At 69.6% G+C, this 11,939-nt stretch carries 11 protein-coding genes; 8 read left to right on the plus strand and 3 right to left on the minus strand.

What is annotated here, in order from left to right:
* Nucleotides 1–18 precede the first annotated feature (18 nt).
* The 4 genes from GX543_RS10270 (at nucleotide 19) to GX543_RS10285 (ending at nucleotide 4,380) form a co-directional block, all read left to right on the plus strand.
* A complete protein-coding gene (locus tag GX543_RS10270; protein ID WP_290851773.1) occupies nucleotides 19–993 on the plus strand; it encodes an oxygenase MpaB family protein in 975 nt (324 codons plus the stop codon).
* Between the two features lie 61 nt (nucleotides 994–1,054).
* Nucleotides 1,055–2,236 carry an RtcB family protein gene (locus tag GX543_RS10275; RefSeq protein WP_290851774.1) on the plus strand — a complete coding sequence of 394 codons (1,182 nt, stop codon included), beginning with the start codon at nucleotides 1,055–1,057 and terminating at the stop codon, nucleotides 2,234–2,236.
* A gap of 72 nt (nucleotides 2,237–2,308) precedes the next feature.
* Nucleotides 2,309–3,280, plus strand: coding sequence for an alpha/beta hydrolase (locus tag GX543_RS10280; RefSeq protein WP_290851775.1), 972 nt, complete (start codon nucleotides 2,309–2,311; stop codon nucleotides 3,278–3,280).
* A 50-nt stretch (nucleotides 3,281–3,330) separates the two neighbouring features.
* A complete protein-coding gene (locus GX543_RS10285) occupies nucleotides 3,331–4,380 on the plus strand; it encodes a YihY/virulence factor BrkB family protein (protein ID WP_290851776.1) in 1,050 nt (349 codons plus the stop codon).
* A 15-nt stretch (nucleotides 4,381–4,395) separates the two neighbouring features.
* Here GX543_RS10285 and GX543_RS10290 read toward each other — a convergent pair whose 3' ends face one another.
* The 3 genes from GX543_RS10290 to GX543_RS10300 all read right to left on the minus strand — a co-directional run bounded on the left by GX543_RS10290 (nucleotide 4,396) and on the right by GX543_RS10300 (nucleotide 7,935).
* Complete coding sequence (locus GX543_RS10290; protein WP_290851777.1) at nucleotides 4,396–5,679, minus strand: MFS transporter; 1,284 nt, start codon at nucleotides 5,677–5,679, stop codon at nucleotides 4,396–4,398.
* A 12-nt stretch (nucleotides 5,680–5,691) separates the two neighbouring features.
* Nucleotides 5,692–6,393: a pyridoxamine 5'-phosphate oxidase gene (pdxH, locus tag GX543_RS10295; protein WP_290851821.1), complete on the minus strand. Its 702-nt coding sequence runs from the start codon at nucleotides 6,391–6,393 to the stop codon at nucleotides 5,692–5,694.
* 78 nt (nucleotides 6,394–6,471) lie between these two features.
* The gene (locus GX543_RS10300; protein WP_290851778.1) at nucleotides 6,472–7,935 is read right to left on the minus strand and encodes a PLP-dependent aminotransferase family protein; all 1,464 of its coding nucleotides are present in this window, start codon (nucleotides 7,933–7,935) and stop codon (nucleotides 6,472–6,474) included.
* Between the two features lie 60 nt (nucleotides 7,936–7,995).
* Between GX543_RS10300 and GX543_RS10305 the strand changes: the two genes are divergently transcribed.
* The 4 genes from GX543_RS10305 to GX543_RS10320 all read left to right on the plus strand — a co-directional run bounded on the left by GX543_RS10305 (nucleotide 7,996) and on the right by GX543_RS10320 (nucleotide 11,889).
* Entirely contained in the window at nucleotides 7,996–8,631 is a 636-nt protein-coding gene (locus GX543_RS10305; protein WP_290851779.1) for a hypothetical protein, read from the plus strand.
* A 92-nt stretch (nucleotides 8,632–8,723) separates the two neighbouring features.
* On the plus strand, nucleotides 8,724–9,857 hold the full coding sequence (serC, locus tag GX543_RS10310) for a phosphoserine transaminase (RefSeq protein ID WP_290851780.1): 1,134 nt from the start codon (nucleotides 8,724–8,726) through the stop codon (nucleotides 9,855–9,857).
* A gap of 209 nt (nucleotides 9,858–10,066) precedes the next feature.
* Nucleotides 10,067–11,011: a septation protein SepH gene (gene sepH, locus GX543_RS10315; protein ID WP_290851781.1), complete on the plus strand. Its 945-nt coding sequence runs from the start codon at nucleotides 10,067–10,069 to the stop codon at nucleotides 11,009–11,011.
* Nucleotides 11,008–11,889: a hypothetical protein gene (locus tag GX543_RS10320; protein ID WP_290851783.1), complete on the plus strand. Its 882-nt coding sequence runs from the start codon at nucleotides 11,008–11,010 to the stop codon at nucleotides 11,887–11,889. The genes sepH and GX543_RS10320 overlap by 4 nt, the downstream gene beginning before the upstream one ends.
* The last annotated feature ends 50 nt before the right edge of the window (nucleotides 11,890–11,939 follow it).

The following is an 11,939-nucleotide window of genomic DNA, read 5'->3' on the forward strand; positions in this document are numbered from 1 at the left end:
ATTACATAGGTTCGTCTCATGACGCAGGTTGAGGAGACCATCGCACCCCCGGGCCCCGATTCGGTCACGTGGCAGTTCTTCGGCGGATGGCGCGGCATGCTGATGGGCCTCTGGTCGGGCTCGATGCAGAACATGCACCCGAAGCTCGCGGCCGGCGTGTGGGACCACTCCGACTTCTTCGGCGAGCGCTGGGAACGGCTGATGCGGTCGCTGTATCCGATCAGCGGCGTGGTCTTCGACCGCACGCCCGAAACCGGGCGCGAAGTGCGCGACTACCACCTCACCATCAAGGGCACGATGGACAACGGCGAGCGCTATCACGCGCTCGACCCCGACGTCTTCTACTGGGCGCACGCCACCTTCTGGTACGGCAACGTGCGCTGCGCCGAAGCCTTCGGACCGCCGATCACCGAGGCCGACAAGCGCGCGCTGTTCGAGGAGTCGCGCGGCTGGTACGCGCAGTACGGCGTCAGCATGCGGCCGTGCCCCGACACCTACGAGGAGTTCCTCGAGTACTGGGACCACATGTGCAGGCACGTGCTCCGCGATCACGCCGCCGTCCGCACCGTCCTCGACATCACCCAGCTCCCGCCCCCGCCGTGGATGCGCGCGTGGATGCCGAAGTGGCTGTGGCGCAAGCAGGTCACCGTGGTCCAGCGGCTGTTCCTGTGGATCACCACCGGCCTGTACGACGAGCCGGTCCGCGAGATGATGGAGCTGTCGTGGACCGACGCCGACCAGCGCCGCTTCCGTCTCTTCGGCAAGGCCGTCAACACCGCGATGAACCTCCTCCCGAAGCGCTACCGGCTGCACCCGCGCCCGCGCGACGCCTACGACCGCGTGTCCGGTCGGGTGCCCGCCGACGCTCCGCTGCTCGAGACCCCGACCCGCAATCTGCCGTCCGCGGCCGAGCGCGACAATCCGATCCACTACTGCCCGGTGAGTGCTCAGCGGCGAGCCAACCTGCCCTGGCAGAGCAACACCACGGTCTAATTCGGTAGCCACGGTCTAATCCGGTAGCCATTGAGGGCCGACGCGGGTAGAACTTCCCGCTATGCCCGAAATGATCGCACCCAAGGTACTCAGCTTCGCGACCAGCCTCGACGAGAAGACTCGCGACCAGGCTGCCCAGACCGCGTCGATGCCCTTCGTGCACAGCCATGTCGCGTTGATGCCCGACGCTCACGTCGGCATGGGCTCTGCCGTCGGCACCGTGATCCCGACGCTCAACGCGGTGATCCCCGCCGCCGTCGGCGTCGACATCGGCTGCGGCATGATCGCCGCCGAGACCGTGCTGACCGCCGCCGACATCGCCGACCTCGACCTGAAGTCACTGCGCATGTCGGTGGAGTCGGCCATCCCGCTCTCGCCGGGTGTCTACAACCGGTCGGTCGACCGCTACGACTTCACCCGGGCGCGCCTGGACGAGCTCAGTGCGCTGGCGCAGGAGCGCGGGGTCGACCTCAGCCATTCCCCGACCTGGCAGCGCCAGCTGGGATCGCTGGGCGGCGGCAACCACTTCATCGAGCTGTGCCTCGACGAGCGCGACCGCGTCTGGCTGTTCCTGCACTCGGGGTCGCGCGGGGTCGGCAACAAGATCGCTCAGCGGCACATCAAGATCGCCCAGCAGCTCTGCAAGCGCTGGTGGATCGACCTGCCGTCGCCGGAGCTGGCCTACCTGCCGCAGGGAACGCCGGAGTTCAGCGCCTACCTGACCGACCTGAAGTGGGCGCAGGCCTTCGCGTTCGAGAACCGCGCCGAGATGATGGACCGGTTCGTCCGTGCCGTGGAGCACTGGGCCGACGTCACCCGCGGTGAGCTCGAGACGGACCGGGTGAACTGCCACCACAATTACACCGTGACCGAGAAGCACTTCGGCAAGCAGGTGTGGCTCACCCGGAAGGGCGCCATCAACGCCGCCGAAGGCGTGCGCGGGATGATCCCCGGGTCCATGGGCACGCGCTCGTACGTGGTCCGCGGCAAAGGTGACGCCGCGGGCCTGTGCTCGGCGCCGCACGGCGCGGGTCGCCAGTTCTCGCGGACCGAGGCCCGCAAGCGCTTCACGGCCGACGACCTCGCGGCCCGAATGACCGGCATCGAGTACCGGCACGGCGCGGAGTGGATCGACGAGATCCCCGACGCGTACAAGGACATCGACCAGGTGATGGCCGACGCCGTCGACCTCGTCGAGGTGGAGCACGAACTGCGCCAGCTCCTGAACGTCAAGGGCACCTGAGGTCGCGGGCGCCCGCCCCTCGATCGACACGAGTCGGCGAGGGGCACCGCGCGTCTGTGCCACAGTTGCCTCATGAGCACCTCTCGTACCGTGTCGGTGGGCGACATCGCGATGCGCATCACCGAGCACGGCGACGGCGACCCGGTGGTCCTGTGCCACGGCTTCCCCGGCCTCGGCTACAGCTGGCGCCACCAGATGTCGGCCCTGGCCGAGGCCGGCTACCGCGTCATCGCACCCGACATGCGCGGCTACGGCGGCACCGACGCGCCTCCCGATGCCGCCGCCTACGACCGCACGCACACCGTCGCCGACCTCGTCGGCCTGCTCGACGCCCTCGACATCGAGCAGGCCGTGTTCGGCGGCCACGACTTCGGCGCCCATCTCACCTGGGACCTGCCGAGCCTCGCGCCCGACCGCGTCCGAGCGCTCATCCAGCTCAGCGTGCCACGGCTGCCGCGCTCACCGTTCCGGCCGTCCGCGGGCTTCGCGCGGATGGCTGAGAAGCACTTCATCCACTTCCACTACTTCCAGGAGCCGGGCGTCGCCGACGGCGAGCTCGACGCCCGTCCGGCGGAGTTCCTGGCGAAGATCTTCCACGCCCTCGGCGGCGACGGGAACTACCTCGCGTGCTGGCAGCACCCGTCGCAGGGCAACGGCTATCTGGACGTCCTGCCCGAGGCTCCCGACCTGCCGTGGTCGTGGCTGAGCACCGACGAGTTCGACCACTACGTCGACGAGTTCACGCGCACCGGGTTCACCGGCGGCCTCAACTGGTACCGCGCCGAGGACCTGGTGTGGGAGCAGACCGAGCACACCCGCGACCTGCCGATCGCCGTGCCGACCGCGTTCATCGCCGGCGCGGCGGACCCGGTGCTCACCATGATGGGCCGCACCGCGTTGGACGCGATGGCGGAACTGGTTCCGGGACTGCAGTCGACGACGCTGGTGCCCGGGGCCGGTCATTTCGTTCAGATGGAAGCCCCCGATCGGGTGAACGACGCGATGATCGACTTCCTGCGAGCACTCGATTCGCCGACCCCCTAGAGTCATCGGCAGAGCCGTCGGCACGGGGTGCGGCGCGAAAGGGGTCGGCAGTGGGGTTCGTCTCGTCCATCGACGACTTCCAACGTCGCCACCCCAAGGCGGGCTTTCCCCTGGCGGTGATCTACAAGTACGTCGACGACCAGGGCGGCTACCTGGCGGCACTGATCACCTACTACGGCTTCGTCTCGCTGTTCCCGCTGATGCTCCTGTTCACCACGATCCTCGGCGTGGTCCTGCAGAACAATCAGGAGCTCAAAGAGCAGATCCTCAACACCGCCTTCGAGCAGATCCCGGTGATCGGTACCCAGCTGCAGGATCCCGAGGGCCTGTCCGGCAGCACCACGGCCGTGGTGATCGGCCTCGTCGGCGCCATCTACGGCGGTCTCGGCGTCTCGGTGGCCACGCAGAACGCGATGAACGTGATCTGGGCGGTCCCGCGAAATTCCCGACCGAACCCGATCACCGTGCGGGTGCGTGGCGCCGCCCTGCTGGGGTCGATCGGTTTCGCCCTGGTGGCGCTCGTCGGCGTCAACATCGTCGCGGGCCGGCTCGGCTCACCGTGGCAGACGTTTGCCCCCTACGTCGCCGTGGTGCTCGGTGGCGTGGTGTTCACCGTATTGTTCCGCCACGGCACCGCACGATCGGTGACCGTCCTCGACGTGCTGCCCGGCGCCGTCATCGCCGCGCTGGGCTGGCAGGGACTGCAGCAGTTCGGCACCTTCTACATCACCCGGGTGATCGCCCGCAGCCGCGACGTGACCGGCGTGTTCGCGGTGGTCCTCGGCCTCATCGCCTTCCTCTACCTGGCCGCGGTGCTGTTGGTGGTCTGCCTCGAGATCAACGCGGTCCGCAAGGACAAGCTGTATCCGCGTGCCCTGCTGACCGAGTTCACCGACAACGTGCAGCTGTTGCCCGGTGACGTCGCCGCTTACACCCGCTATGCCAAGGCGCAGCGCAACAAGGGTTTCCAGGTGATCGAGACGACGTTCCCGAATCCGCTCGACGACCCCGACGCCGCCACCGAGGACTTCCGCGAACTCGCGCCGCGCGCGGCTGCGCAGCCACCGGCACCGCGTCAGCAGGCCCCGCCCCAGTCGTGAGGGCCGGCAGTCGGTCTACCGGTCGCTCGCCGCCACTCGATAGCGCCAGAACACCGGTACGGCGAACGCGGCGATCACCGTCAGGATCACCACGAGGATGCCGCCGCCCGCTACGGTGACCGCAGTGCCCGCCACCGCCGCGGTGGCCCCGTGGGTCACGTCGGCGATCCGCGGACCGCCCGCCACCACCACGATGAACACTCCCTGCAGCCGACCGCGGACGTCGTCGCTCGCCGCCGACTGCAGCATGGTCTGACGGAACGCAGCCGAGGCCATGTCAGCGGCGCCGCCGACCATCAACGCCACCACCACGATCGGCAGGATCGGGAGCATCGAGCCGTTCGCGAACACCAGGACGCCGCCGGAGACGGCGATCGACGCGCCCCAGATCACGATGCAGATGATCACGGCGCGACCCTGCCGTTCCACCCGTGACACCCACCCGGACAGCACGCCGCCGACCACCGCTCCCAGCGGGATCGCGATGAACAGGATCGCGAACGCCAGGCCGCCGTCGGTCGGCCCGCCGAAGCTCTCATGCGCCATCTGCGGGAACAGGGCGCGCGGCATGCCGAAGATCATCGCGATGAGGTCCACCACGAACGACATCAGCAGCACCGGGTGCCCCTTGAGGTACACCAGCCCGTCGATCACCGAGCGGAAGCCCGCCGTCGGCTTCGCACCGTCGGCGGCGTTGTGTTCCGGAGGCAGCGGCGGCAGGGTGACGACGGCCCACAGGGTCGCGAACAGAAAGATCGAGTCGACGAGGTACAACGTCGAGAAGCCCAGGAACGGGATCAGCGCACCGCCCACCAGCGGGCCGGCGATCGCACCCGCCTGCATCACGGTCATGTTGAGCGAGTTGGCGGCCGGCAGGCGTTCCAACGGCAGGATGCGGGGCAGCACGGCGGTCCGGGTCGGCTGATTGACCGCGAAGAACGCCTGTTGCACCGCGAAGATCGACAGCAGCAACCAGACGTTGTTCGCTCCGGCCGCGGCCTGCAACCAGAACGCCACCGACGTGAGGATCAGGCCGAGGGTGGTCACGATCAAGATGCGACGACGGTCGAAGGTGTCCGCGAGGGCGCCACCCCACAGGCCGAACACCACCAGGGGCACCAGCCCGAAGACGCCGCTGAGCCCGACATACGCCGAGCTCCCGGTGATCGCGTAGAGCTGCGCGGGGACCGCGACGATCGTCAGTTGGGCACCGATGACGGTGATGATGTTGGCGGTCCAGAGCCGCCGAAAGTACACATTCTGCAGGGGCCGGGTGTCGGCCAGGATTCTCCGTGACATCGCGGGCGGCGGCTAGGGCTGCAGCCGCTCCAGCCGCCAACCGTCCGTCGTCCGGACGGCGCGCGCCCGGTTGTGCAGGCGGTTGGCGCGGCCCTGCCAGAACTCGACGACCTCCGGCTCGATGCGGTAGCCGCCCCAGTTCTCGGGCACCGGCACCGGCTCACCGGCGTCCGCTCCGCCGAACTGTTCGGCGGTGGCCGCGGCCGCGGCTTCCAGTGCGGTGCGGGAGGCGATCGGCCGCGACTGCGCCGACGCGTACGCCGACAGCTGCGAGCCGCGCGGACGCGAATTCCAGTACGCCAGCGTCTCCTCCGGGCTCACCTTCACCACCGGTCCGCGGAAGTGGACCTGGCGCTCCAAGGCGATCCACGGGAAGGTGGCCGACGCGTACGGGACGGCAGCCAGAGCCTGTCCCTTCTGCGAGTGGTAGCCGGTGAAGAAGACCACGCCCGCTTCACTGACGCCCTTGCAGAGCACCGTGCGGGTGGCCGGGCGACCGTCGGCGTCGACGGTTCCGACGACCATCGCGTTGGGCTCCGGAATGCGGGCGAGAACCGCCTCGGCCAGCCAGGCTTCGAACAAGCCCAGCCAGGGCGGGTCACCGGTGAGCCACGACGGGTCGAGGTTCGCCGACACCCCGTCGGCGCCCGCCGCGTCGTCGCCTGCCCCGTCCGACCCTGTCTCTCCCGGTCCTGCCCTGTAGCCCACTCGCATACTCGGCAGGTCTACCAGCTTCTTCACGTCGTCAATCCTACTTCGACGCGACAGGTCGGAAGCACTCACACCGGCACCTCACACCACCATGCGATCGGGCAGGCCGCGATCGCTCGACGGCGGCGCCGCCACCGCATCGCCGACGGCCTGCCGATACGCCTGCCCGACCAGCCCGATGCCTCGGGCCAGCGTGTCGGAGTCGAGGGTGTACGGGATCCGGATGTGACTGTCGAAGCCGCCGTGCGGACCGAACGACCCGCCGGGGATCAGTCGCACCCCGAGTTCGGCAGCGGCGGCCGCCGTGGCCGTCGCGGCGGGCTGCGGCAGCGCCACCCACAGGCAGAGTCCGCCGACGCCGCGGACCGGGACCGCCCCGGGCAGGTGCTCGGCGATGGCCGCCAGCGCCGTCGTCCGCTGTGCGCGGAGCGCGGCGAGCCGCGCGGGCATGAAGTCGTCGAGGTGGCTCAGCGCGTACTGCGCGGCGAACTGCTCGAAGACCGCGCCGCCGATGTCCGACTCGTAACGGGCGAGGGCGTAGGTGTCGGGGCGGCCGTCCACCCGGATCCACCCGACGCGCAGACCGGCCCACACCGTCTTGCTCGCCGAGCCGAGGGTGATGATCTCGGCGCCGCGCGGGGCGAAGCTCGCCAGCGGCGGCGGCGCCGCGACGTCGAGCGCGAGTTCGGCGGTGGTCTCGTCGACCACCACCGGCACCCGATAGCGCGCGGAGATCTCACCGAGCCGGATGCGCCCGGCCTCGTCGAGCAGCAGACCGGTGGGGTTGTGAAAGTCGGGGATCACGAAGATCAGCGCGGGTCGTTGCAGTCGGACCACCGATTCCAACTGGTCCAGATCCCAGCCGTGCTCCGGATGCAGCCCGATCGTCACCGCCCGGGCCCGGTGCCGAGCGAGCGCCAGGATGGTGCCGTGGTGCGTCGGCTGTTCCAGCAGCACCCGATCCCCGGGCGAGACGTGCGTGTCCAGGACCAGGCGCAGGGCGTGCTGGGCACCGGAGGTGATCAGGATCTGATCGGCCGCGGTCGGCAGTCCGCGGTGCGTGAATCGCTCGGCCACCGTCTCGGTGAGCGCGCGCAGACCGTTCGGATAGATGCCGGTGCCCGCCAGGTAACCCGGCGCGCACTCCAGCGCGTGGCGGTAGCCGTCGTGCACGATCTGCTCGGGGGCCGACGGCGCCGCGATGTTCAGCTTGATGACATCGCCTTCGGCGCCGAGGTCCACCGGTTCGGCGGGTACCTGCACCGGTAGTCGCAGCACGCTGCGTGCCCCCTGCCGGGACAGCAGATGCCCGTTGTCGCGCAACGCCGCATAGGCATACGCGACGGTGGTCCGCGAGACGTCGAGCGCCTCAGCCAGGGTTCGTTCGCTGGGTACCGCGGTGCCGACCGGCACGCGGCCGTCGAGCATCAGCACCCGGATCGCGTCGGCGAGCGCCCGATACGTCGGCTGCGGCCCGGCCGGGCGCCAGGCCCCGAGATGTCGAGCCAGGGCGGTCGCGGAGATTGCGCCGGTCGGAGTCACCATGAGGCCAGTCTTCCACAACTGGCTATCGATTCACCTGCCAGTTGCGGTCAGAGTGGACCCATGCTGAAACGACTCCTGGCCCTGGCCGTCGGCCTCGTGCTGTACGGCGTCTCCATGTCGATGATCCTGCACGCGGGCCTCGGGAACATCCCGTGGGACGTGCTGCACGAGGGCTTGGCGAACCTCGTCGGACTCTCGATCGGAACGGTCACCATCATCGTCGGCGCCGTGGTCCTGCTGACGTGGATACCGCTGCGTCAGATGCCCGGGGTCGGCACCGTCGCGAACGTCGTCGTCATCGGACTGGCCTTCGACGCGGCCAGTCCGTTTCTCCCCCACCATCCGCAGTTGGTGGTCGCGGTCCCGATGATGCTGGGCGGCATCGTCCTCAACGCCTTCGCGACCGCCCTCTACATCGGCGCGCGTCTGGGTCCCGGCCCGCGCGACGGTCTGATGACCGGCATCGTCGCGCGCACCGGTTGGTCGGTCCGGCTGGTTCGCACCGTCCTCGAGGTGTCGGTGGTCGCGGTCGGCTTCGCCCTCGGCGGCACCCTCGGCCTCGGCACCGCGCTGTACGCGTTCGGCGTCGGTCCGCTGATCCAGTGGTTCGCCCGCGTGCTGGGCGTCGATCGCGCGGTGGCGGGCGACAATTCCGCGAGCACCGCCCCGGCCGACGGCGATCGTGCGCCGTGTTGACGCCGCCCGACGCGAGACGGCGGGCGTGAGGCGGCGCACGTCGTCGCCCGGCGGCGCGCGACGCACGCCGACGCTGTTTTAGAATTGTCGGCATGACCGAAACTGCGATCACGCTGCCCGCCGAACTCCTTCCCTCCGACGGCCGTTTCGGCTGCGGCCCGTCCAAGGTCCGCCCCGAGCAGCTGCAGTCGCTGGTCGACACCGGCGCTTCGGTGTTCGGCACCAGCCACCGTCAGGCCCCGGTCAAGAACGTCGTCGGCGACATCCGCTCGGGCCTGGCCCAGCTGTTCTCGCTGCCCGAGGGCTACGAGGTCGTCATCTCCAACGGCGGTACCACCGCGTTCTGGGACGCCGCAGCGTTCGGCCTCATCCGTGAGCGCGCGCTGAACCTGACCTACGGCGAGTTCTCGTCGAAGTTCGCCACCGTCTCGAAGAAGGCGCCGTTCCTGCAGGACCCGAAGGTCATCTCGACCGACCCGGGCACCGCTCCCGACCCGGCCGCGCTGACCGCCGCCGACGTCGAGGGCGTCGACCTCATCGGTTGGGCGCAGAACGAGACCTCGACCGGCGTGGCCGTGCCCGTGGTCCGCCCGGCGGCCGCGGGCGACGCGCTGATCGCGATCGACGCCACCTCGGGTGCCGGCGGCCTGCCCGTCGACATCTCGCAGACCGACATCTACTACTTCGCACCGCAGAAGAGCTTCGCCTCCGACGGCGGCATCTGGGTCGCGATCATGAGCCCGGCCGCACTCGCGCGCGTCGAGGAGATCAAGGAGTCGGGCCGCTGGTGCCCCGAGTTCCTGTCGCTGCCGACCGCCGTCGACAACAGCTCCAAGAACCAGACCTACAACACCCCGGCCCTCGCCTCGCTGCTGCTGTTCGCCAACCAGATCGAGTGGATGAACGCCAACGGCGGCCTGGACTTCTGCACCGCACGCACCGCCGACTCCGCCTCGCGCCTGTACGGCTGGGCCGAGGCCAGCAAGTACGCCACCCCGTTCGCCGATGAGGCGCACCGCAGCCAGGTGGTCGGCACCATCGACTTCGACGACTCGGTCGACGCTGCGGCGGTCGCCAAGATCCTGCGCGCCAACGGCGTCGTCGACACCGAGCCGTACCGCAAGCTGGGCCGCAACCAGCTGCGCATCGGCATGTTCCCGGCCATCGACCCGGAGGACATCACCAAGCTGACCCAGTGCATCGACTACATCGTCGAGCGCCTCTGACAGCACTCTGATCCGCACACCGCAGCCCACCGGGACCGCCCGGTGGGCTGCGGTGTCGCTGCGGACCGGACGAAGGTGGGCCCAACCCTCGCGACTGCGGCATATCGACTGCTCTTACCCCATTCACCGCGTGTCCACTCGCCGTTATGCAGGTACGTTCACTAGTGTTGGGAACGATATCCGCGTACTGGTGACCGGAGGAGGAGTGGATGCGCGAGCTGCACGCCGATCGCTCCGATGCAGACGGCACGCACATCATCGTCATGGATCTCGAGTCCGGCGAGGAGTTCCGGATCCCCGTCGACACCATGCTCCGCGAACTCGTCCATCCCCCCGAGCCGACCGCCGCCGACGCTGACACTCCCGCCGACGACACCGCTGATAACGACACCGCTGACACCGTCGCCGACGATCGCACCGCCGCCAGAAGCCTGACTCCCCGCGAGATCCAGGCTCGGGTACGCGCGGGCGCCACTGTCGAGGAGATCGCGGAGGCCACCGGCGTCACCGCCGACAAGATTCATCGTTTCGCGCATCCGGTGCTCCTGGAGCGCAGCCGCGCCGCGGAACTCGCCCGCGCCTCGCATCCGATGGGCGTCGACGGCCCCACGCCGGGGACCCTCGGCGAGATCGTCGCCGAGTGCCTCGTGCTTCGCGGCGGCGCACCGCAGAACGCGGTGTGGGACGCGTGGCGGACCGGAGCGGGACAGTGGGTGGTCCAGGTGCTGCCGACCCCCGACTCCGAGGTCTCCGCGCATTGGCGTTTCACGCCCGGATCGCACGGTGGAACGACCGATCCGATGGACGATCTCGCCGTCGAACTGACCGAACCGGATCTGGCCCGCGCGCAACGCCGCCCCACGGTGGTACCGACGCCCGAACCCGCGGCAGCGCCCACCCGCGAGGTCGCAGCGGACGGCCACGAGTACGTGACGGTCGACGCCGACGACCTGACCGGGCGGCAGCAGCGCCGCCGCGACCAGTTCGGCGAAGTCCTGGATCTGCGCTACGACGACGACTCCGCAATCGAAGCGCCGGCGCCGCACGAGGAGCACGAGTCCACGGGCCCGCGCCACCGCGGCAAACGGGCCACCCCGACGGTTCCGGCGTGGGAGGACGTGCTGCTCGGCGTCCGCAGCCACCCGAACGAATGACTGAATTTGGAGGTTCGGTGCTGCCGAACATTTCTGCGCTGTGGTTCATCGACTGCCCGGACCCGGCAGCCGAGTTGCGCGCCGGAGCGTACATCGACCCGGCGGCGACCACCGATTTCATGGAGCGGGCGTTCACCGACGCGGAGCTCACTCCGATCGGGACGTCCGACCTCGCCGCTGCGGTCGACGGCGCCGACAACCGCGTCTTCGTCGCACACTACGGACGTCTCGCGGTCCTGGCCGGAACCAGTCTGCGCACCGCCGATCCCCACGAGATGACCTCGTACCTCACCGATCTCGGCGTGGGCCACACGTGGGCGCTGATCTCCGTGGATCCGGGCGCCGACATCGGCGGCTTCGCCCGCTGGGAGGGCGGCGAGGTGCAGCGCGCGTTCTTCGGCACGTCGTCCACCATCAGCGTCGACGTCGGCCTCCCCTACCCCTTCGAGGGTCCGTTCTGGGCGGGCGGACACCCGCAGCGCAGCCCCAATCAACCGCTCGCCCTGCCGTTCCATCCCGGGGCGTTGGCCGACGCCGCCAACCACGCCTGGTTCGGCTTCGGGTTCCACGAGACCGACCCGGTGGTCGACCCGGCGTTGCTTCCGGTGACCGTCTACCGCATCGGACCCGACGACGGTCGCGACGGTTTCGTCGAATCGTCGGTGCCGCTGCACGTTCCGACCACCGCACGCGAACCCGAACTCGCGGCCGCAACCGCGGTGCCTGCGGCGGCGGAAACCCCACCGGCACCGACGGAGGGCTTCGGCGAGTACCAGACCGAACCGATCGAGACGGTTCCGGCCGCGGCTCCGGCAGCGGCCGAGGAACGGACGCCCGGACCGCTCTCCCGCTTCTTCGGTTTCCGCGGCCGGCTGTAGTGTCGCGTGTCGGAACTGGCCGGGCGGGTCGTCCGGAACCGCGTCAGATC

The sequence above is a fragment of the Gordonia sp. (in: high G+C Gram-positive bacteria) genome (assembly GCF_012515855.1).
Classification (GTDB): domain Bacteria; phylum Actinomycetota; class Actinomycetes; order Mycobacteriales; family Mycobacteriaceae; genus Gordonia.

Bases quoted from the DNA above. Each gene is read 5' to 3' on its own strand.
- GX543_RS10305 (WP_290851779.1), top strand. From the start codon at position 7,996: ATGCTGAAACGACTCCTGGCCCTGGCCGTCGGCCTCGTGCTGTACGGC.
- GX543_RS10275 (WP_290851774.1), top strand. From the start codon at position 1,055: ATGCCCGAAATGATCGCACCCAAGGTACTCAGCTTCGCGACCAGCCTC.
- GX543_RS10280 (WP_290851775.1), top strand. From the start codon at position 2,309: ATGAGCACCTCTCGTACCGTGTCGGTGGGCGACATCGCGATGCGCATC.
- GX543_RS10290 (WP_290851777.1), bottom strand. From the start codon at position 5,679: ATGTCACGGAGAATCCTGGCCGACACCCGGCCCCTGCAGAATGTGTAC.
- serC (WP_290851780.1), top strand. From the start codon at position 8,724: ATGACCGAAACTGCGATCACGCTGCCCGCCGAACTCCTTCCCTCCGAC.
- sepH (WP_290851781.1), top strand. From the start codon at position 10,067: ATGCGCGAGCTGCACGCCGATCGCTCCGATGCAGACGGCACGCACATC.
- pdxH (WP_290851821.1), bottom strand. From the start codon at position 6,393: ATGCGAGTGGGCTACAGGGCAGGACCGGGAGAGACAGGGTCGGACGGG.
- GX543_RS10320 (WP_290851783.1), top strand. From the start codon at position 11,008: ATGACTGAATTTGGAGGTTCGGTGCTGCCGAACATTTCTGCGCTGTGG.
- GX543_RS10270 (WP_290851773.1), top strand. From the start codon at position 19: ATGACGCAGGTTGAGGAGACCATCGCACCCCCGGGCCCCGATTCGGTC.
- GX543_RS10300 (WP_290851778.1), bottom strand. From the start codon at position 7,935: ATGGTGACTCCGACCGGCGCAATCTCCGCGACCGCCCTGGCTCGACAT.